The sequence below is a fragment of the Roseateles oligotrophus genome (assembly GCF_025717515.1).
Taxonomy (GTDB): domain Bacteria; phylum Pseudomonadota; class Gammaproteobacteria; order Burkholderiales; family Burkholderiaceae_C; genus Paucibacter_A; species Paucibacter_A oligotrophus.
In genome coordinates this window covers 124,653-144,427 of the sequence record NZ_JAJIRN010000009.1, presented here as the reverse complement: position 1 = coordinate 144,427, position 19,775 = coordinate 124,653, and the positions used below count along the sequence as shown (strand labels likewise).

The 19,775-nt window shown below is 61.7% G+C and carries 24 protein-coding genes; 21 read left to right on the top strand and 3 right to left on the bottom strand.

The window, feature by feature from the left end; all coding sequences use genetic code 11:
- The first annotated feature begins 7 nt into the window (after positions 1-7).
- The 5 genes from LNV07_RS19930 to LNV07_RS19910 all read left to right on the top strand — a co-directional run bounded on the left by LNV07_RS19930 (position 8) and on the right by LNV07_RS19910 (position 3,944).
- Positions 8-904 (top strand): hypothetical protein, encoded by an 897-nt coding sequence (locus tag LNV07_RS19930; protein ID WP_263572930.1) that lies wholly within the window; start codon positions 8-10, stop codon positions 902-904.
- Positions 905-1,000: 96 nt separating this feature from the next.
- Positions 1,001-1,666: a glutathione S-transferase family protein gene (locus LNV07_RS19925; protein ID WP_263572929.1), complete on the top strand. Its 666-nt coding sequence runs from the start codon at positions 1,001-1,003 to the stop codon at positions 1,664-1,666.
- Positions 1,667-1,797: 131 nt separating this feature from the next.
- A complete protein-coding gene (locus LNV07_RS19920) occupies positions 1,798-2,148 on the top strand; it encodes a GntR family transcriptional regulator (protein WP_263572928.1) in 351 nt (116 codons plus the stop codon).
- On the top strand, positions 2,145-3,032 hold the full coding sequence (locus LNV07_RS19915; RefSeq protein ID WP_263572927.1) for an ABC transporter ATP-binding protein: 888 nt from the start codon (positions 2,145-2,147) through the stop codon (positions 3,030-3,032). Before LNV07_RS19920 ends, LNV07_RS19915 begins: the two co-directional genes overlap by 4 nt.
- Positions 3,033-3,050: 18 nt before the next feature.
- On the top strand, positions 3,051-3,944 hold the full coding sequence (locus LNV07_RS19910; protein WP_263572926.1) for a hypothetical protein: 894 nt from the start codon (positions 3,051-3,053) through the stop codon (positions 3,942-3,944).
- Between the two features lie 54 nt (positions 3,945-3,998).
- On the opposite strand, the gene LNV07_RS19905 is transcribed toward LNV07_RS19910, so the two are convergent.
- A complete protein-coding gene (locus LNV07_RS19905) occupies positions 3,999-4,985 on the bottom strand; it encodes a MerR family transcriptional regulator (protein WP_263572925.1) in 987 nt (328 codons plus the stop codon).
- Positions 4,986-5,166: 181 nt separating this feature from the next.
- Between LNV07_RS19905 and LNV07_RS19900 the strand changes: the two genes are divergently transcribed.
- The 9 genes from LNV07_RS19900 (at position 5,167) to LNV07_RS19860 (ending at position 13,189) form a co-directional block, all read left to right on the top strand.
- Positions 5,167-5,760 (top strand): glutathione peroxidase, encoded by a 594-nt coding sequence (locus tag LNV07_RS19900; protein ID WP_263572924.1) that lies wholly within the window; start codon positions 5,167-5,169, stop codon positions 5,758-5,760.
- 420 nt (positions 5,761-6,180) lie between these two features.
- Positions 6,181-7,512 (top strand): NAD(P)/FAD-dependent oxidoreductase, encoded by a 1,332-nt coding sequence (locus LNV07_RS19895; RefSeq protein WP_263573123.1) that lies wholly within the window; start codon positions 6,181-6,183, stop codon positions 7,510-7,512.
- Positions 7,509-8,321 carry a DUF1365 domain-containing protein gene (locus LNV07_RS19890; RefSeq protein WP_263572923.1) on the top strand — a complete coding sequence of 271 codons (813 nt, stop codon included), beginning with the start codon at positions 7,509-7,511 and terminating at the stop codon, positions 8,319-8,321. The genes LNV07_RS19895 and LNV07_RS19890 overlap by 4 nt, the downstream gene beginning before the upstream one ends.
- A 15-nt stretch (positions 8,322-8,336) precedes the next feature.
- On the top strand, positions 8,337-9,557 hold the full coding sequence (locus LNV07_RS19885; protein WP_263572922.1) for an SAM-dependent methyltransferase: 1,221 nt from the start codon (positions 8,337-8,339) through the stop codon (positions 9,555-9,557).
- 3 nt (positions 9,558-9,560) lie between these two features.
- The gene (locus tag LNV07_RS19880) at positions 9,561-10,115 is read left to right on the top strand and encodes a chalcone isomerase family protein (RefSeq protein ID WP_263572921.1); all 555 of its coding nucleotides are present in this window, start codon (positions 9,561-9,563) and stop codon (positions 10,113-10,115) included.
- On the top strand, positions 10,102-11,394 hold the full coding sequence (locus tag LNV07_RS19875; RefSeq protein WP_263572920.1) for an MFS transporter: 1,293 nt from the start codon (positions 10,102-10,104) through the stop codon (positions 11,392-11,394). Before LNV07_RS19880 ends, LNV07_RS19875 begins: the two co-directional genes overlap by 14 nt.
- On the top strand, positions 11,391-11,936 hold the full coding sequence (locus tag LNV07_RS19870; RefSeq protein ID WP_263572919.1) for a DUF3833 domain-containing protein: 546 nt from the start codon (positions 11,391-11,393) through the stop codon (positions 11,934-11,936). Before LNV07_RS19875 ends, LNV07_RS19870 begins: the two co-directional genes overlap by 4 nt.
- Positions 11,937-11,942: 6 nt before the next feature.
- Positions 11,943-12,728: an SDR family NAD(P)-dependent oxidoreductase gene (locus LNV07_RS19865; protein ID WP_263572918.1), complete on the top strand. Its 786-nt coding sequence runs from the start codon at positions 11,943-11,945 to the stop codon at positions 12,726-12,728.
- On the top strand, positions 12,725-13,189 hold the full coding sequence (locus LNV07_RS19860; RefSeq protein ID WP_263572917.1) for a nuclear transport factor 2 family protein: 465 nt from the start codon (positions 12,725-12,727) through the stop codon (positions 13,187-13,189). Before LNV07_RS19865 ends, LNV07_RS19860 begins: the two co-directional genes overlap by 4 nt.
- Here LNV07_RS19860 and corA read toward each other — a convergent pair.
- Positions 13,159-14,133: a magnesium/cobalt transporter CorA gene (corA, locus tag LNV07_RS19855; protein WP_263572916.1), complete on the bottom strand. Its 975-nt coding sequence runs from the start codon at positions 14,131-14,133 to the stop codon at positions 13,159-13,161. The genes LNV07_RS19860 and corA overlap by 31 nt on opposite strands.
- Before the next feature lie 464 nt (positions 14,134-14,597).
- Here corA and hpf point away from each other — a divergent pair, with 464 nt between their 5' ends.
- The 3 genes from hpf (at position 14,598) to hprK (ending at position 16,674) form a co-directional block, all read left to right on the top strand.
- On the top strand, positions 14,598-14,951 hold the full coding sequence (gene hpf / locus LNV07_RS19850) for a ribosome hibernation-promoting factor, HPF/YfiA family (protein WP_263572915.1): 354 nt from the start codon (positions 14,598-14,600) through the stop codon (positions 14,949-14,951).
- 262 nt (positions 14,952-15,213) lie between these two features.
- Complete coding sequence (locus LNV07_RS19845; RefSeq protein ID WP_263572914.1) at positions 15,214-15,684, top strand: PTS sugar transporter subunit IIA; 471 nt, start codon at positions 15,214-15,216, stop codon at positions 15,682-15,684.
- A 27-nt stretch (positions 15,685-15,711) separates the two neighbouring features.
- Positions 15,712-16,674, top strand: coding sequence for an HPr(Ser) kinase/phosphatase (gene hprK, locus LNV07_RS19840; protein ID WP_263572913.1), 963 nt, complete (start codon positions 15,712-15,714; stop codon positions 16,672-16,674).
- Between the two features lie 99 nt (positions 16,675-16,773).
- On the opposite strand, the gene fur is transcribed toward hprK, so the two are convergent.
- The gene (gene fur, locus LNV07_RS19835; RefSeq protein WP_263572912.1) at positions 16,774-17,202 is read right to left on the bottom strand and encodes a ferric iron uptake transcriptional regulator; all 429 of its coding nucleotides are present in this window, start codon (positions 17,200-17,202) and stop codon (positions 16,774-16,776) included.
- Between the two features lie 106 nt (positions 17,203-17,308).
- Here fur and LNV07_RS19830 point away from each other — a divergent pair, with 106 nt between their 5' ends.
- The 4 genes from LNV07_RS19830 to LNV07_RS19815 are packed head-to-tail and all read left to right on the top strand — an operon-like array spanning position 17,309 to position 19,753.
- The gene (locus LNV07_RS19830; RefSeq protein ID WP_263572911.1) at positions 17,309-17,872 is read left to right on the top strand and encodes an outer membrane protein assembly factor BamE; all 564 of its coding nucleotides are present in this window, start codon (positions 17,309-17,311) and stop codon (positions 17,870-17,872) included.
- Positions 17,869-18,675: a 4-hydroxy-tetrahydrodipicolinate reductase gene (dapB, locus tag LNV07_RS19825; RefSeq protein ID WP_263572910.1), complete on the top strand. Its 807-nt coding sequence runs from the start codon at positions 17,869-17,871 to the stop codon at positions 18,673-18,675. The genes LNV07_RS19830 and dapB overlap by 4 nt, the downstream gene beginning before the upstream one ends.
- Positions 18,672-19,328: a MotA/TolQ/ExbB proton channel family protein gene (locus LNV07_RS19820; protein ID WP_263572909.1), complete on the top strand. Its 657-nt coding sequence runs from the start codon at positions 18,672-18,674 to the stop codon at positions 19,326-19,328. Before dapB ends, LNV07_RS19820 begins: the two co-directional genes overlap by 4 nt.
- 5 nt (positions 19,329-19,333) lie before the next feature.
- Positions 19,334-19,753, top strand: a complete 420-nt coding sequence (locus LNV07_RS19815) for an ExbD/TolR family protein (RefSeq protein ID WP_263572908.1) — start codon at positions 19,334-19,336, stop codon at positions 19,751-19,753.
- Positions 19,754-19,775: the final 22 nt, after the last annotated feature.

Here is a 19,775-nt window from a genome sequence, read left to right as displayed (position 1 = left end):
CCATCACATGTCACCCCAAGTACTCACCTCCCCATTGAACCGCCGCCAATGCCTGCGCCGGGCGCTGGCTGCGCTGCCCACGGCGGGCTGGCTCGCCGGCGCAGACGCGCTCGCGACAGCGCCCGCCCTGGTGGCCGGGCCGGCCGATGTGATGGCCGATTACCAGCGTTTCTTGAACAAACGCGACGTCCTGCAACTCAGCGACTTCAGTGGCCCCTATTCGCGCCGCGACGTGGTGGAAGTGGCGCTCTTTCATCAAGCGCTGCACCGGGGCGGTTGGCAGGCCCCACTCGAGTTTCAGGACATGCCCTCGGTGGAGCGCTTGTTGCGGGAACTGGGTACAGGACATGTCGTGTCCAGCAGCACCAGTTATTGGAGCGAAGACATCAGCGGCGCCGAAACCCATGTCCAACTGAGTCAGGCGGTGATAGGCAATGGCGAGTTCGAGGCCGGCTTCTACACGGTGGAGAGCAACACGCGGGCGATGAAGGCCGGCAACTTGAAAGACCTGCAGGCCTTGAGCGGGCTGTCCAATCAGACTTGGCTGGTTGACTGGCGCAACTTGGGCCGCTTGGGGCTACGCGCACAACATGTCACCAACTGGGAGTTGATGCCCAAGATGGTGGCGGCCGGCCGGGCCGATTTTTTGCTGGCGCCGTTTCAGGCTACGTCCGATCTGAGTTTGCAGGTCGGCGCTGTGCGCTTGACTCCCATACCCGGCATCAAGATCGGCATGCAAGGGACCCGGCATTACCTGATTTCGAAAGCCCACCCGGACGGACAGCGCTTGCAGGCCGCCCTCAACATCGGCTTGCAGCAACTGCGCCAGCAAGGCGTGATCCGCAAGGCTTATGTGCAATCGGGCTTTTTCAACCCGCGCGTCAGCGATTGGCTGAAGCTCTGATCGCTGCGGGCAAGACCTGGCGCCATGGCGACAAAAGGGCCGGCGTCCTCACCGTAGACTGAGCCTCCTTTTCATAAGCCTTCAGGACGTCAAGCCATGATTCAACTTTGCGGATTTTCGCTTTCCAATTACTACAACAAGGTCAAATTCTTCATGCTGGAGAAGGGCATCGCCTTCGAGGAGCAGTTGGTGATGACGCACTCGCACGACGAGGCCGTGTTGGCTTGCAGCCCGCTCGGCAAGGTGCCTTTCATCCGCACCGCGCAAGGCTCGCTGTGCGAGAGCCAGATCATCCTTGACTATCTTGAAGCCGCCCACCCAAGCCCGGCGCTGTTGCCGGCCGACCCCTTCGAGGCGGCCAAGCAGCGCGAGCTGATCGCCTTTATCGAGCTGCATCTGGAACTGGTCGCCCGCGAACTGTACGGGCAAGCATTCTTCGGCGGCACGGTCAGCGAGGGCACAAAAGCGCGCGTCCACAAACTGCTGGTCGGCCATATCGCAGGCTTCAAACGCCTGGCTCGCTTTGCCCCCTATGTCGGCGGCGAGCAGTTCACCATGGCCGACTGCGCCGCTTGGGTCAGCCTGCCCTTGATCGCGATGGCCAGCAAGGCGGTGCTGGGCGAAGACCTGCTGGCGGCGGGCGGCATCGATTGGAAACCCTATGCCAAGCTGATCGGCGAGCGCCCGGCGGCGCTGAAGGTGGCGGCGGATCGCAAGGCCGATCAGGACCGCATCGCGCTGCTCAAAGCGCAGGGCGGCTAAGCCCGTTTTCTGCCTACTGCTCCGTTTCATCCCTCGTTTTCTGCGGACTGTCGCCTGAGCCTAGGGCAGCGGTGGGGCCTTTGTTATGGTGTCATACATCAGCAACACACAGGCCTCAGGTCATCGTTGATATGCACAACTGGAACGACACCGCCCCCATCTACCAGCAGCTGGCCGACCGCTTGGCCGTACAACTGCTGGACGGAGAACCGCCCGAAGGCGACGCCATGCCTTCGGTACGAAAACTGGCCAGCCAGTATTTGATCAATCCACTGACAGTCAGTCGCGCGCTGCAAAGCCTGGTCGACAACGGCCTGGTGGAAAGCCGCCGCGGCATCGGCATGTATGTGCGCGGCGGTGCCAGGGCACGCCTGCGGCAAAGCGAGCGCGAACAGTTTTTGCAGACCGAATGGCCGCTGCTGCGCGAGAAGCTGCAGCGCCTGGGCCTGAGCGCATCCGACTTGACTTGGGAGACGAAATGAGCAATTTGATCGAAGCCCGCGACTTCAGCATTCGCTACGGCATGGGCAGCAAAGCCAAGACCGCCGTTGACAACATCACGTTCAACATTCCCAAGGGCCGCGTGATCGGCTTGCTGGGCCACAACGGCGCCGGCAAGACCTCGCTGATGAAAGCCATGGTCGGACTGATCGCCGGCAGCGGCGAGCTGAAGGTGCTGGGCCTGGACCCGCGCAACCAGCGCAACGAGTTGCTGCAGTCCATGTCCTATATCCCCGACGTGGCGGTGTTGCCGCGCTGGGCAAGAGTGGATGAACTGATCACCTTGATGAGCGGCCTGCAGCCGCGCTTTTCGGCCGAACGCGCTCGGGTGCTCTTGCAGCGCACCAGCGTCGGCCCGCGTGACAAGGTCAAGAGCCTGTCCAAGGGCATGGTGACGCAGTTGCATCTGGCGCTGATCGCCGCCATCGACACCAAGTTGATGATTCTGGACGAGCCGACGCTGGGCCTGGACGTGATGTCGCGCAAGAGTTTTTACGAGATGCTGATCGACGAATGGTGCGACGGCGAGCGCACGGTATTGATCTCGACCCACCAGGTCGAGGAGATCGAAACCCTGCTCAGCGACGTGATGATGTTGGACGAGGGCAAGTTGGTGCTGAACATCAGTCTGGAGGAAATGGACACGCGCTTCGTGGCCCTCTCGCATGACTCGGCGGCTGCCGACGCGGTGGCTGACGCCCACCCGCTGCTGCGCTACCGCCAGCAAGGCCGCGCCGCCGCGCTGTTTGACGGCGCGCCGCCCGCCCATGTGGCGGAACTCGGCCAACGTTTTCGCCCGAGTTTGGTTGATTTGTTCATGGCGCTGACTCGCAAGCCCGAGCTGCAATCCCGTTCAACCATTTGAGTCGCCAGGAGAGAAACCATGTTTTCGACAAGATTTAAGACGCTGTTGCAGCGTGAATGGATGCAACACCACTTCGGTTGGCTGGTCGTGATGCTAGCCTTCCCTTTGATCATCTTGATTGCCATGCCATTTGGGCCGCTCCACTTGGATGATCATGTGCCACCGCCGACGATGCTGGCGGCGGCGGTGATCGGCATTTCGACCATTGCCGTCTTCGGCATCACGTTTTTGGTCACTTCGTTCCAACTTTCAGGCTTGGCCCGCCGTGACACCCAAGACCGCACCATCGAGTTCTGGATGTCTCTGCCGGGCAGCCACAGCGAGAGCATCTTGGCAACGCTCTTGATGCATACGGTCTTTGTGCTGGTGCTGGCCCTCGGTATCGGCGCTGCCATGGGCGTGCTGCTGTCCATTGGCGTGGTGATCAAGGCAATGGGCTTCGGCGCGCTGATGGATGTGTCCTGGTGGGCTTTGTTGGTGGCCGGCGCGGCCGGCTTGGCCCGAATGGCTTTCGGCACGCTGCTGTTCACCCTGTGGCTCGCGCCGCTGTTCATGGTCTTGATGGCGGCAAACGCTTGGCTGAAGCGTTGGGGCACCCCGGCTGTAATTGCTGCGGTCGTGATCGGCGGCAATGTGCTGGACAAGCTTTATGGCAATCCGATCGTCTGGAACTTGCTGCATGCCCAGTTCGACGGGGCGGGTCGCGCCTTGATGGATGCCAGCAACCAGATGCGCGGCGGTTCGATTGCGCCGGAATCGATGCCGCAATTCATCAGCCAGTTTGCCGGCTGGGCCTTGAATGATGCCGGAGCGGCCTTGGCGCAAACCGCCTCGCTGCACTTCGTCGGTGGTTTGGTGATTGCTGCAGCCTGCTTCGGTTTGGTGATTCTGTATCGCCGTCAAAACCACTGAAGCCGTTTCACCGCCTAGCCCAGAGAGCCCGCGCAATGCGGGCTCTTTTTTTCTTCATCCAGCCTTCAGCCGCGCCGCTCGCCATTGCGCTACCGCCCGTGGCAGCTCAGCCAGATCGGTGATGACGCGAGCGCCGCTCATCGTCAACGGGCGCTTCATCAGCGTGGCGCTACCGCCCGCCCAGAGCTCGATCTGCGCCGGCAAGACCGCCCGCGCATCGCTCAAGCCACGCCTCACCACGCTGGCCGCCATCAAGCCGCTGAAACTCAGGGCCACGATGTCACTGCCATGCGCGGCCGCAGCCCGTGGCAACTCATCGACAGGGGTCTGCACGCCCAAGGACAGGCATTGACAGGCTTCGACCGCCAGCAAGGCCTCTACCATCAGCAAGCCCAAACCATGAGGCTCGCCGGGCAAGGTAGTCAACAGCACGCGCGGCCGCCCACCCGTCAGCTGGGCAGACACGGTCTGCATCGCCTGGCGCAACAACTGCTTCACCGTCTCGGTATAGATATGCTCCTCAAACACCTCCAACTCGCCGCGCATCCAACTTTCCCCCACAAGCCGGGTCAGCGGCGCGACCACAGATTTCACAAAACCACTCAGGCCTTGACGCATCAGGCTCTGCGCCAGATGCCGGCGGAATTCGTCGACCTGATGTTCGCGTAGCAAGCGCAGGCAAACCTTCATTTCTTCAACTTGCGAGGCGCCCGCCGAAACGGCTGCCGATGCGCTGTCTTGGCGGCGCGGGGCGAGCACATGAGGCCGTTCTTGCAATAGCAGCTCCAGCGCTTCCAGGCTGGCCGGCACGACGCGCCCGGGCCTATGGCCGGCGTCCAGCAAGCGCCTCAACAGCCGCAAGCGCTGCACTTGCTCATTTGAATAGACCCGATCACCGCTGCCGTCTCGCTGCGGCAGAGGGAAGCCATAACGGCGCTCCCACACGCGCAGCGTGTCCTTGCTCAAGCCGGTGTCGCGCTCAACTGCGGCGATGCCTATCGAGCCCGCGTCTTTGTCCGCTGAGGGGGTGGCCTCGCTCATCGCAGGCTTTCGGCAGACTGCTCATTTGCGCTCGTGAACTTGAACCCAAGAACGGCGGCAGATCCCGTCACATCAAACATGGAAAGCCCTTGAAATATTTGCCTTGTCCTAGACAAACAGAGACAAAATTGAAATTTTCACATAATATAAGCGCAAGCTCTTGATTTGACCAGGACAAATAATGAACAACACCCATGCAATCGCCAAGCTCTGCAAGGTCTTTCTGCCCGCCCTGATGGCCTGTTCGGCGGTGGCCAGCCACGCTGCACCCACCTCACCTGCGGCTTGCCCCGCGCTGCTGCAGCGCGAGATGCCGCGTTTGCAGGATGAAAAACCACAAGCCTTGTGCCAATACGCCGGCAAGGTCGTGCTGGTGGTCAACACGGCCAGCTTTTGCGGTTTCACTTCTCAGTACAAGGCGCTTGAAGCCCTGGCCGAGCGCTATGCCGATCGTGGCTTGGTGGTCTTGGGCTTCCCGTCCAATGATTTCGGCAGCCAAGAACCCGGCAGCAATAAAGAGATCGCCGAATTCTGCGAAAACACCTTCAATGTGAAGTTCCCGATGTTTGCAAAATCGGTGGTCAAGGCGGGCAAGCCCGACACCAATCCGCTCTTTGCCGACCTGATCAAACGCAGCGGCAGCGCGCCGAAATGGAATTTTCACAAATACCTGATTTCGCGCGACGGGCAGCAAGTCATCAGCTTCTGGTCGACCACAGATCCCCTGAGCAGCAGCGTCACCACCGAGGTAGAACGACTGCTGGCCAAGCCCTGATTACAAGCCGAGTTCGTCATGACCGCGCAAAACGTTCTGCCATCCTTCGGGCTCAGCAAGGAAACCATGCTTTGTGCCGCTAATGCCGAATTCGAACGCAAAAATTTGCCATTAACAAATCAATTCAACGGCCTTTGTAAACAATTGCAAACGCAAGAAAATCTTCGCAATTCTTTCGAAAATTCGATAGCATTGCCACACTTACAGTCGCAAAGTCACTCCCTCAACGGAGCAGCAATCTCGAAGCCGTTTTCCTCCTCCTCCCTCCCTCCCTCGTTGGCTTCGAGGCACTTTGCGACTACTTTTATTCCAGGGGCTTGCGCCGTTAGCGCAAGCCCCTTTTCATTTTCCGCATCATTGCGCGAAACGCTCGCCAGCGGCGCCGGCCATGCCGCCGGCTTGCTGCCCTTTTTAAGTGAAATAGCGCAAGCGCCCGCCGGCCCGCAAAAATCGCCGCGCCGCGTCGCCGTCATCGGCTCGGGCATTGCCGGCCTGTCAACGGCCTGGGCGCTCAGCAATCAGGCCCAAGTCAGCTTGTTCGAGGCGAATGACTACTTCGGCGGCCACACGCATACCGTGGACATCGAACTGGAAGGCCAGCGTCACGGCGTGGACACCGGCTTTCTGGTCTTCAACGAGCGCACCTACCCGCTGCTGATCGAGCTGTTCAAACAGCTGGATGTCACGGTTGCGCCGAGCGAGATGTCTTTTTCGGTGCAAGTGGCCGATCAGCAGCTGGAATGGAGTGGCAGCAATTTGAACGGCGTGTTCGCGCAGCGCGCCAACCTGTTTCGCCCCGCCTTCTGGGGCATGCTGGCCGACCTGCAAAAATTCAACCGCCTCTGCACCGATCTGGCCACGCGTGGGCAAGAGGCGGCCTTGGCCCAACCGATCGGCGACTTCCTCAGACAACATGGCTTCAAGCCGGCCTTCCGGGATTGGTATCTGCTACCGATGGTCGCTTGCATCTGGTCCTGCCCGACCCGGCAGATGCTGGAGTTCCCGATCTCGACGCTGATCCGCTTCTGCCATAACCATGGTTTGCTGCAGGTCACCAATCGGCCGCAGTGGTACACGGTGCGCGGGGGCGCCAAGCGTTATGTCGACAAGCTGTTGAGCCGGATCTCCGACGCGCGGCTGAGTTGCCCGGTGCAGAGCGTGCGCCGTTTGGCCGGGGCCGGCGTGGAGATACAAACTGCCCGCGGCGTAGAAACCTTCGATGAAGTGGTGATGGCTGGCCACAGCGATCAGTCGCTGGGCCTGCTGGCCGAGCCCAGCAAAGAGGAGCGGCAAATCCTGGGGGCCATTCCCTACCATCGCAACCGAGCGGTGCTGCATACCGACAGCGAGCTGATGCCGCGCCGCCAACGCGCCTGGGCCGCATGGAACTACGAACATGGGGACAAGCAGTCGGGCGGTGAGCAGCGCGCCGTTTGCCTGCATTACTGGCTGAATCGACTGCAACCCTTGCCCTGGCAGCAGGCGGTCTTGGTTTCCTTGAACCCGGTGCGAGAGCCGGCGGCGAACAAAGTCCTGGCCGAATTCGACTACGCCCATCCGGTGTTTGACCGCGCGGCGGTGGCGGCGCAAGCGCGCCTGCCCTTGATTCAGGGCGAGGGTCATGTCTGGTACTGCGGCGCCTGGACGCGTTATGGCTTCCATGAGGACGGCCTGCTGTCCGGGCTGACGGTCGCCAAGCAATTGCTCGAACGCTGGGCACAAGAAACGCCCGGTCACAAGAGGCCGGCATGAACGCAATCGCCACCGGCACCGCATCTTGGCCCGAACAAGCGCTGATCGGCCGCGGCCAGGTGCGCCATCGCCGCCTGCGCCCGGCCCAGCATGCCTTTGCCTACCGCAGCTATTTCCTGATGCTGCCGCTGCGAGCCTTGCGGCGCACACCCTGCCCGGCCCTGCATCGCAACGGCCGCTTTTCAGGCCTGCGCTGCTTGAGCTTCTCGGATGCCGACCATGGTGAAGGCGGCCCCGATTGCCTGGCTTGGCTGGATGACTTGCTAGCCCGCGAAGGCGTGCCTGATGCCGACGGCGAGGTCTGGCTGCATTGCTACCCACGCGTACTCGGCCATGCCTTCAAGCCGGTCAGTTTTTGGTATTGCCAGCGCGCCGATGGCGGCCTGGCGGCCATCGTTGTCGAGGTCAACAACACCTTCGGCGAGCGCCATTGCTACTTGCTGCAAGGCCCCGATTTGGCGCTCGGACGGGAGCTGCTGGCCAGCAAGGTCTTCCATGTATCGCCGTTTTGTCGCGTCGCCGGCCGCTACCGCTTTCGCTTCATGCACAGCAGCGGGCCGGCCGGGCAATGGCGCACCGTCGCCCGCGTCGACCATGAGGACGAGTTTGGCGAACTGCTGCTGCAGACCAGCATCAGCGGCCAGTTGCAGCCGCTGACCGAGGCAAGCGCCCGCGCCGCATTTTTTGCCATGCCGGCCTTGAGCCTGATGGTGCTGGCTCGCATCCATTGGCAGGCCATGCGCCTATGGCTCAAACGCGTGCCATTTTTTGGCAAACCCAGCCCTCCCGAGTCTCTTTTGTCCCGCTGATAGCGCAGGTCCAGCATGAACTCCACCACCTTCAAACACCGCCTCGCCTTGCCCGACGACGCACCCCGAGCCGCACGCAACGTGTTTGCGCTGCTCGCTCACCTCCGCCATGGCAGCCTGAATGTGCAAATGCCCGATGGCGCGACCGCCCATTTCGGCGATGCCGACGGGCCGCGCGCCGCCTTCCGCATCCGCGACTGGGCGGTCTGCTCGGCAAGCCTGCGTTCGGGTGACATCGGCTTTGCCGAAAGCTATGTGGCCGGGCACTGGAGCACGCCCGATCTGCGCGCGCTGCTGGAGCTTTTCATCCGCAATCGCGACAGCCTGGACCAAGCGATCTTCGGCTCCTGGTGGGGGGCCGCGCTGCACCGGCTGCGCCATCTGTTCAGGCGCAATAGCCGCGCCGGCAGCCGCAAGAATATTCACGCGCATTACGACATCGGCAATGACTTCTACAAGCTCTGGCTGGACCCGAGCATGAACTACTCCAGCGCCTGGTTCGAGGCCGGTGCGCAGCAATCGCTGAGCGAAGCGCAGACGGCCAAGATGCAGCGCGCGCTGCGTGAATGCGGCGTGAAGCCCGGTGGCCGCGTGCTGGAAATTGGCTGCGGCTGGGGCGCCGTCGCCGAGACCGCCGCGCGCGACTTTGGCGCCGCGCTGACCGGCGTCACCTTGTCCAGCGAACAACTGGCCTGGGCGCTCAATCGCTTGGCTGCGGCCGGCCTGAGCGAGCAGGCGGATCTGCGCCTGCAGGATTACCGCGACATCCAGGACCCGGCCTTTGACGCCTTGATCTCGATCGAGATGTTCGAGGCGGTCGGCCAGGAATATTGGGACGGCTACTTCAAGACCGTCCACGCCAAACTGAAACCGGGTGGCCGCGCCTGCATACAGACCATCACCATCCGCGATGATTTGTTCGAGCGCTACAGCCGCAGCAGTGACTTCATCCAGCAATACATCTTCCCCGGTGGCATGCTGCCCAGCCCGAGCAAGTTCCGCGCCCATGCGGCCAAAGCGGGGCTGCGTGTCGTCAACGAGCTGGCCTTCGGGCAAGACTACGCGCGCACGCTGCAACTCTGGCGCGATGCCTTTCTGCGCCACGAGGGTGCTGTGCGCGAGCAGGGTTTTGACACCCGCTTCTTGCGCCTGTGGGAGTTCTACCTCGCCTATTGCGAAGCGGCTTTTGCGGCCGGCAATACCGATGTGATGCAGTTCACCTTGCTCAGAGACTAGGCCATGCGCAGGCGCAGCGTTTGCCATCTTGGCGCGGCCACCACCCTGGCTGCGCTAGTCGGAACGCCCGGGTGGGCGCGGGCACAGACTCAGCCCCCCGAATTGCTCAACTTGCGCCAACTGGCGCAGGCGCAGATGCGCTTCTTCGGTCTGCTTATTTATGACATCAGGCTCTGGGCACAGAGCCAGGTGGATGCGCAAAACTGGCATCAGCAAGTGCTGGCCCTGGAGCTGGAATATGCGCGAAGTCTGAGTGGCCGCGAAATTGCCAAACGCTCGCTGGCCGAGATGCGCCGCCAAACCGACATCGGTGCCGAGCAGGCGCAGCGCTGGCTGAGCGAAATGGAGGCCGCCTTTCCCGACGTCAAGGCCGGCGATCGCATCAGCGGATTGAATGAACCCGGCGAGGCCATCGTCTTCTTCGTCAACGGCCGCTTGCAAAAGCGCATCACCGACCCGCTCTTCGGCCGGCTCTTCCTGGGCATCTGGCTGGCGCCGCAAAGCTCCGAGCCCGGCCTGCGCAGCCAGTTGTTGGGGGGAGCCGGTGGAGGCCGCTGAAGCCGGCAGCGGTTTGCGGCTGAGCCGCGCGGCCGGCGCTCGCTATGGCGCGCTGGGCTTTGCGCTGGCCTTCGTCGCGCTGCCGCTCTACATCAGCCTGCCGGCCCATTACGCGCAAGAGTTCGGCATGCCCCTGGCGCTGCTGGGGGCGCTGCTGCTCGCTGCGCGCCTGGCCGACGCCTTGATCGACCCCTGGATTGGCCGCTTGTGCGATAGCTGCCTGAACCACCACAGCGCCCGCGTGCTGCCGCTGATGGCCGCCGCAGCGCTGCTTTTGCTGCTGGGCTTTATCGGCTTGTTCTTCCCGCCCTGGCGTGAACCAGGCGCCTTGCTGGCCTGGTGCGCAGGCTTCTTGCTGCTGACCTATTTCGGCTACAGCCTGCTCAGTGTGATGCACCAAGCCTGGGGCGCGCGCCTGGGCGGTGCCGCGCTGGAACAAACCAGGGTGGTGGCGTGGCGCGAGGGCTGGGCGCTGGCCGGCGTGATCTGCGCCAGCCTCTTGCCGACCTTGATTGGCCTCGCGGCCACCGCCGCCGCGCTCGGCTTGGCCTTGTGCATAGGCCTCTTGCTGCTGAGCCGGGCACCGCGCGCGCCGGCCTCGCCGGCAGAAGCAGGCAAGGCCGGCGGCAGCGCAAGCGCGCAGGTCTGGCGCTCGCGTGCGTTTAGGCGCCTGCTGGCGGTATTTTTGTTGAATGGCATCGCGGCGGCGATCCCCGCCAGCCTGCTCTTGTTTTTTGTCCGTGACCGCCTGCAAGCGCCGCAATGGGAGGGGGCTTTCCTGGGCCTTTACTTTGTTGCGGCAGCCCTCTCCTTGCCGCTGTGGCTGCGAGGGGTGGCGCGCATCGGGCAGGCGCGCAGCTGGGGCATCGGCATGCTCTTGGCGCTGGCGGCCTTTGCCTGGGCCGCGGCGCTGGGTGCCGGCGACAGCCTCGCGTTCGCGCTGATCTGCTTGGTCAGCGGCGTCGCGGTCGGCGCCGACCTGGCCATACCCGGCGCCATGCTGGCCCGCGTGGTGCAAGACGCGGGCCTGGGCGGCCGGTCCGAAGGTGCGTTTTTTGGCTGGTGGAATGCGGCCAACAAGCTCAACCTGGCCTTGGCCGCCGGCCTCAGCCTGCCGCTGCTGCAAATGCTGGCCTATGCGCCCGGCCGCCGTGACGCCGACGCCTTGCGGGCCCTCACGCTCGCCTACTGCCTGCTGCCCTGTGTGCTGAAACTATTGGCCGCCGGCCTGCTTTATCTGTTCTGGATTCGCCCCGAAGGGGCCGAGGAGTCACCATGAATCTGCTATTTTTCAAGCTCCGCTTGGCGCTCAAAGTGGGCGCATTGGCGCTCTTGCTGGCCGGCTGTGCCGCGCCGAGCCCGGCCGACTATGCGCAAGAGCGCCCCAAGCTGGAACTTCGCCAATACTTCGACGGCCCGCTGCTGGCGCACGGCATCTTTACCGACCGCAGCGGCCAGGTGAAGCGCCGCTTCACCGTCCAGCTGAACGGCAAATGGCAAGGCGACACCGGCGTGCTGGAGGAAGACTTCGATTACAGCGACGGCAGCAAAGAGCGCCGCGTCTGGACCATCAAAGACCTCGGCAATGGACGCTACAGCGGCACGGCGGCGGATGTACTGGGCGCGGCCCAGGGCGAGGCCGCCGGCAACGCGCTGCGCTGGAGCTACACGCTCAAACTGCCGGTCGACGGCAAGGTCTACGAGGTCGATTTTGACGATTGGATGTACCTGATCGACGACAAGGTGATGCTCAACAAGGCGCGCATGAGCAAATTCGGCATCGAGCTTGGCAATGTCACGCTGTCTTTTCAAAAGCTCTGAGCCCGCATGTCCTTGAATCCCAAAATCACCCATTGGCAGGGTCGCATCGTCTGGCTGATTGGCGCGTCCAGCGGCATCGGCCAGGCCTTGGCCCATAGCCTGCATCTGGCAGGCGCGCGCGTGCTCGTTTCGGCCCGCCAAGTGGAGCTGTTGCAGACCTTTGTCGCCGAACATCCCGGCAGCTTGGCCCTGCCGCTCGATGTATTGGACGCGCCGGCCTTGAAGCAGGCCACCCAGTCCATTGTCGGCAGCCATGGCCGCATCGACCTAACGATCTATTGCGCCGGCTACTACCAGGCGATGCAGGCCCAAAATTTCTCGCTCGCCGAGGCAAAGCGGCATATCGAGGTCAACTATGTCGGCGCCTTGAACCTGCTCGACGCGCTGCTGCCGCAACTGCTTTTGCAAGCGCATCAAGGTTGCGCCGGCCATCTCAGCCTGGTGTCCAGCGTGGCGGGCTTTCGCGGCCTGCCCAAGTCACTCGCTTACGGCCCGTCGAAAGCGGCCTTGAGCCATTTGGCCGAGGCGCTCTACCTCGACCTATCCGGCAAGGGCATCGGCGTCTCGGTGATCCACCCCGGCTTTGTCGAAACGCCGCTGACCGCGCAAAATGACTTCAAGATGCCGGCGCTGATCAGCCCGGACGCGGCGGCCCAAGCCATCATCAAGGGCTGGCGCCAAGGCAAATTCGAGATTCACTTCCCCAAACGATTCACGTTCTGGCTGAAGGCGCTGCGCCTGCTCGGCCATGGCAGCTACTTCGCCTTGATCCGGAAACTCACTCAAACATGAGCACTCACGCCGACCCGCGCGCCGCTGCGGCGATCCATTTCTTCGAGCAACTGAGGGCCGAAGATGTGCAATGGATGGGCAAGCTTTACACCGAGCAAGCCTTTTTCAAGGACCCCTTCAATGAGGTCCATGAGTTGGTCGGTGCGCAGCGGATCTTCGCCCATATGTTCGAGTCACTGGATGCGCCGCGCTTTGTGGTGCTGGACGGCCTGGTACAAAACGATCAGTGCTTTTTGACCTGGGATTTCAACTTTCGACTCAAAGGGCAGACCCAACAGCGGCGCATCCACGGCAGCAGCCATCTGCGCTTTGCCGCCGATGGGCGCATTGCCTATCACCGCGATTATTGGGACGCGGCCGAGGAGTTTTACGAAAAACTGCCCTTGTTGGGCGGGCTGCTGCGCCTGATCAAACGGCGGCTGACGGTCGATCAGCGCAACCAGCCCTTGCGGCGGAAGTAGATAAACGGCGCGGCCACCGAGGCGGCCATCAAGCCCAGCGCAAAGGGGTAGCCCCAGCTGTAGTCCAACTCGGGCATGTACTTGAAATTCATGCCATAGATGCTGGCGATCAGCGTCGGCGGCAGCAACGCGACGCTGGCCACCGAGAAGATCTTGATGATCTTGTTCTGGTTGATATTGATGAAACCGACCGTCGCGTCCATCAAGAAGTTGATCTTGTCGAACAAGAAGGCGGTGTGCGAGTCGAGCGAATCGATGTCGCGCAGAATCTGCCGCGACTCCTCGAACTGCTCGGCATTGAGCATGCGGCTGCGCATCATGAAGCTCAAAGCGCGCCGTGTATCCATCACGTTACGACGGATGCGCCCGTTCATGTCTTCCTCGCGTGCGATTGCCGACAGCACCTCGCCGGCCTCGGCGTCATTGACATCCTTCTTCAACACGCGGGCGCTGACGGTTTCGAGCTTGTCGTAGATGCCCTCCAGGATGTCGGCCGAATATTCGGCATCGGCGTCGTACAACTTCAGCAACACATCCTTGGCATCTTCGATCAGTGCCGGGATACGCCTTGCGCGCAGGCGCAGGAGGCGAAACACCGGCAAGTCTTCGTTATGAATCGAAAACAGCACATTGTTGTAGAGGATGAAAGCGACGCGCACATTGCGGGTGTTGGCGTCGTCATCGATCAAGAAGTCGGAGCGGATGTGCAGTTCGCCGTTGTCTTCTTCGTAAAAGCGCGCCGACTCTTCCAGGTCTTCGTCGACGATGTCCTCGGGAATGGTCAGACCGAAGCGGTCCTTGATCCAGCCCTTTTCCTCGGCACTGGGCAGCTCCAAGTCCACCCAAACCGGACGCGACTGGGCCAAATCCTCGGCGGACTCAATTTCTTCTTGGAAAAGCCCGCCCTTCAGGCGTCCGTTGTCGAGCGTGAAAACATTCAGCATGCAGATCTCCAGCGCCATTGCGCCGCATTGAGTCTGGACGGGCTCGCCGTCCGGGAGTGGGGGTGGGGTGTAACCGTCTCACTCCGGACAATCGGCTGATTGAGTCAATCAAGGCCGATAGGCGATGGTGTGGACGGTCACCTAGGGTGATCGCTATCCAAGAATTGGCTCCGAGGCTGTAGGGCCACAATTATCACCGAGCCCAAGCCAACTTCGGCCGAAACCAATCATTTAGCCGCTCCAAAACGGACTCGGCACCAGCCGCAGACCGAGCACAAATGAAGTAGAACGGACTATGCCCACTCCAAATCCCGTAAAGCACTTGTCACGAAAGCCTATCCGGTGCAAACTGGATTTGCCGACTCACTACTCAAGCCGAATACGCGACCCAGCAAAAAATCAACTCGTTCTTTGTATTTTTTCTTCTCTCTGTCTTCTCGATTTCCCTTGTGAAAGGAGGCTTTATGAACCTGACAATCAGTGGCCACCATTTGGAAGTAACGCCGTCTCTGCGTGAGTATGTACTCACAAAGCTTGACCGAGTGACCCGCCATTTTGACCAAGTCGTTGACATCAACGTCTTGCTCACCGTGGAGAAGCAAAAGGAAAAGGAACGTCGGCAAAAGGCCGAGGTCACCGTGCATGTAAAGGGCCGCGACATCTTCGTTGAGCATTCCGCCGAAGATCTCTATGCCGCCATTGATCAATTGATGGACAAGTTGGACCGGCAGGTCTGCCGCCATAAGGATCGTCTGCAAGATCATCATCACGTATCTGCCAAGCGCATGGCAACATCAGCGCCCGGCGCCGATTCTTGAGTAAATGGAAATAGCCGAGCAACACGCTTGGCTCCTCAGCAAGGCGATCCACGGATCGCCTTTTTGCTGTGCGAAAGCGCTATACCCTATGAACTTTCGCTATTTACAAAAAAATGTTGCTGTGCAACAGCGATATGTGCGATTGTTCACCCAGCCTTGCGCAGGACACCCCCACAAGTCGGCCAGCTTTCTATAATTCACCGCTTAAATATTGAATAAGCGTCCTGCCCAAGGCATTAGCCCGATTCAGCGCTTTGACACCATGAACCGTCTCGCCGCCATCCTCCCGTCCAGCAATGTGCTGGTGAATGTGGACGCCTCCAGCAAGAAACGTGTTTTCGAGCAGGCCGGCCTATTGTTCGAGAACCATCACGCGATCTCGCGTGCCTTGGTGGCCGACAATCTGTTTGCGCGCGAACGACTGGGGTCTACGGGCCTTGGACATGGGGTTGCCATTCCGCATGGCCGCATCAAGGGCCTGAAGAATCCTCTCGCCGCGGTGCTGCGCATACAGCAGGCCATAGGTTTCGACGCGCCGGATGACGAGCCGGTCAATTTACTGATTTTTTTGCTCGTACCCGAGGCGGCAACCCAGCGGCATTTGGAGATACTGTCTGAAATCGCCGAAATGCTCTCCGATCGTGACCTGCGCGAACGGCTCAAATCCGAAACCGACGCCGTCGCACTGCATGGCCTGATTGCAGGCTGGCAGCCGCTCAAGTCGGTAGCCTGATCAAACCAAGCCCAAGACCAAAACTCAGTGAAACCCACCTCCATCAGCGCCGACCGCCTCTTTGAAGAACATCGGGAGGCGCTGAGGTGGGAATGGATCGCCGGCCACGCGCACCCCGAACGCCGCTTTGATGAGGCGGCAGTACGCGACGCTCACTCTGCCGCCGATCTGGTCGGTTACCTCAACTACATCCACCCCTACCGCGTCCAACTCGTGGGTCGCCGAGAGGTTGCCTATTTGAGCGAAGCCACGGGAGAAGTGCTGGATAGGCGCATCTCCCGCATCGTCACGCTGGAGCCCCCCGTCATCATCGTGGCCGATGACCAGATTCCGCCCGACCGTTTGGTGGCGATGTGCGACCGGGCCGAGATTCCGATGTTCGTCACCGCCGAGCCTGCGGGCCATGTGATCGATGTGGTGCGCGCCTACTTGGCCCATCTGTTCGCCAATCGCACCACCCGCCACGGTGTCTTCATGGATATCCTGGGTCTGGGCGTGCTGTTGACCGGCGAGTCCGGCCTGGGCAAGAGCGAGTTGGGGCTGGAGCTGATCTCGCGTGGTCACGGACTGGTCGCCGACGACGCGGTCGATCTGTTTCGCATCTCACAAACCGCCATCGAGGGCCGCTGCCCGGAACTGCTTTTGAACCTGCTCGAGGTGCGCGGCATCGGCCTGCTCGACATCAAGGCGATCTTTGGCGAAACCGCGGTGCGACGGAAGATGCGCCTGAAGCTGATCGTCCATCTGGTGCGCAAAGAAACGATGGAGCGCGACTTTGAGCGCCTGCCCTACGAGCCGCTCTACGAAGATGTCATGAACACGCCGGTGCGCAAGGTCATCATCGCGGTGGATGCCGGGCGAAATCTGGCGGTGCTGGTCGAGGCGGCGGTGCGTAATACCGTGCTGCAACTACGCGGCATCGACACCTACCGAGAATTTGTCGAGCGCCACCAGCGCGCGATTGAAAAAGGTCAACTCGACGAGAGTTGACCTTTTCGCGGTACTCCGCAAAAGGGCCAGAGAGTTAAACCTTTCGCGGCAATCCGCGAAAAGGCCAGCGCGAGCTGGATTGAGCGAGAACTGCCCGGCCTAACTATTGCGATGCGGGCAATCCGTCTTGATGCATGCCGCGTAGAGCGCCAATGAATGCTCTTGCAAATCGAAACCACGGGAGCGCGCAATCGCATGCTGGCGCTCCTCGATCTCCGCATCAAAAAACTCCTCGACTCGGCCGCAAGTCAGGCAGACCAAATGGTCGTGGTGATTGCCCTGATTGAGCTCAAACACCGATTTGCCCGACTCAAAATGGTTGCGCGAAAGCAGGCCGGCCTGCTCAAACTGAGTCAACACACGGTAGACGGTGGCCAGACCAATGTCGGCATCTTCGACCAACAAGGCCTTGTACACATCTTCGGCCGTCATGTGGCGCTGAGCAGTCTTTTGGAATATCTCCAAAATCTTGATGCGCGGCAGCGTTGCTTTGAGGCCGCTGTTCTTGATTTCTTCGGTCCGGTTCATGGCTTGATAGGGTGGGCGTCGCCCCCTGTGGGCCTGCCGCTAGAATGAGGCGATCATAGCCAGCTCCGGCTTTTTACTACAGCCCAAGCCCCTACAGAATCACGCCATGCGCTCGAATTTTAGAAATGCTTCGCCAATTCGCCTGGGTCTGCTTGCGCTGACCGCAGCCTTGACCTCCCTGTTAGGCGCTTGCAATGGCATACCGTCGGTAGCTGGAGACAAGGTTTTCGGCCTGGTGCGCCCCTACCGCATGGATATCGTGCAGGGCAATGTGCTGACCAAGGAGCAAGTGACCAAGGTCAAACCAGGCATGAGCCGCGCACAGGTGCGCGACATGCTGGGCACGCCCTTGCTGACCGACATCTTCCATGAAGATCGCTGGGACTATGTGTTCACGATCCGGCGCCAAGGCATCGAGCCGCAAAAGCGTCTCGTGGTGGCTTGGTTTGAAGGCGACCTGTTGAAGCAGCTCGACCTGCCGCCGGACTTGCCCTCCGAAAACGAGTTCGTGACCGCCATCAATAGCCGCGAGTTGCGCGGCGACGCGCCCAAACTGGCCTTGACCGAAGAGGAGCGCAAAGCGCTGCCCGTGCCGGCCAAGCCGCCAGCTCCTGCGGCTGAAACCATCGGCGCGCTGCGCAGCTTCCCTCCGCTGGAGGGCCCAAAATGAGTTTGCGCGTCGCCATTTCAGGATGTTCCGGTCGAATGGGCCGGATGCTGATTGAAGCGGTCGTTGGCAGTGCTGATTGCCAGTTGCACGGCGCCTTGGCCCGCCCGGATAGCCCTACCCTGGGTCAAGACGCCAGCGCCTTTTTGGGCAAAAATAGCGGCGTCTTGGTGACTGCCGACCTGCACCAGGCCCTCAGCGGTGCCGATGTACTGATCGACTTCACCCGCCCTGAAGGCACGCTGGCGCATTTGACCGTTTGCCGCGAATTGGGCGTCAACGCCGTCATCGGTACGACCGGATTCGATGCGCAGCAAAAGGCCCTGATCGGCGCGCATGCCGGCCACATCGGCATCATGATGGCCCCGAATATGAGTGTCGGCGTCAACGTCGTGCTGCGCCTGCTCAATCTGGCGGCCCGCTCGCTCAACGAAGGCTACGACATCGAAATCATCGAGGCCCATCACCGCCACAAGGTCGATGCGCCGAGCGGCACCGCGCTGCAAATGGGCGAGGTGGTCGCCAAAGCGCTGGGTCGCGACCTGAAGGCTTGCGCCGTCTATGGCCGCGAAGGTGTCACCGGCGAACGTGATCCGTCCACGATTGGCTTCGCCACCGTGCGCGGCGGCGATATCGTCGGCGACCACACGGTGCTGTTTGCCGGCACCGGCGAGCGCATCGAGATCAGCCACAAGTCCAGCAGCCGCGTCACCTATGCGCAGGGCAGCCTACGCGCCGCGCGCTTCCTGGCCAGCCACCCGGCCGGCCTCTACGATATGAACGACGTTTTGGGGCTGAACGCATGAGCGGTTTCGCGGAGTTCTGGAGCCAGAGCGACGGCGTCGGCCGCGCGGTGGCCTTGCTGCTGCTGACGATGTCGGTCAGCGCCTGGGTGGTGATCTTCTGGAAGAGCTGGACGCTGCGCCGCACCCGCAACAGCGTGACGAGGGCAGTGCCGGCCTTCTGGGCCGCCGCCGACATTGGCGCCGGCCGTGCCGCCTTGGAGGCCTTTGACTCCGAAGCGGTGCTGCTGCCGCTGCTCGACGCCGCCACCGCCGCCGCTCAAACCGGCACGCTCGAAGGCGCCGGCAAACGCGAGTCGCGCCTGACCCGCCGCCTGCGCGACGCCTTGCACCGGGTGCTAGGGCGCTTGCAGTTCGGCCAAGTGCTGCTGGCCTCTATCGGCAGCGTCTCGCCCTTTGTGGGCCTGTTCGGCACCGTCTGGGGCATCTATCACGCCTTGGTCAGCATCTCGGCCGGCGGCAATATCACGATCGAGAAGATTTCCGGCCCGGTCGGTGAGGCCTTGATCATGACGGCGGCCGGTTTGGCGGTAGCGATTCCGGCCGTCCTGGCCTACAACATCTTCGGCAAACAGGTCGGCGACTGCGAGGCCGAGCTGGAAGGCTTCGCCCATGACTTGCGCGAGATGTTGGATCAGGACCGGCTCGCGGAGTAGCGGCAATGGCATTCGGCAGGCTTGAGCGCAACGAGCGCCCTAAACCGATGGGCGAGATCAATATGACGCCGCTGATCGACGTGATGCTGGTGTTGCTGGTGATCTTCATGATCGCCGCACCGTTGATGAGCTCGTCGCTGCGGCTGGATTTGCCCAAGAGCGAGGCCGCCACGCAGTCCGACGCGCCCAAATTCATCGCCGTTTCCTTGGCGCCGGATGGCGGTCTCTATCTGGGCGAAGAAAAACTGTCCACGCAGACCTTCCAGCAGCGCATCGGCGAGCTGGGCCGGGCTAACGCCGAGCTTGAAGTGCAGCTGCGCGCCGACAAACTGGTGCCTTACGGCCAGGTGGCAGAGTTGATCGGCTGGGTGCAAGCCGCCGGTTTGAGCCGCATCGCCTTCGTCACCGAAGCGCCGCAGCCGTAGGCTCAGGCGGGAGGCGCCAAGC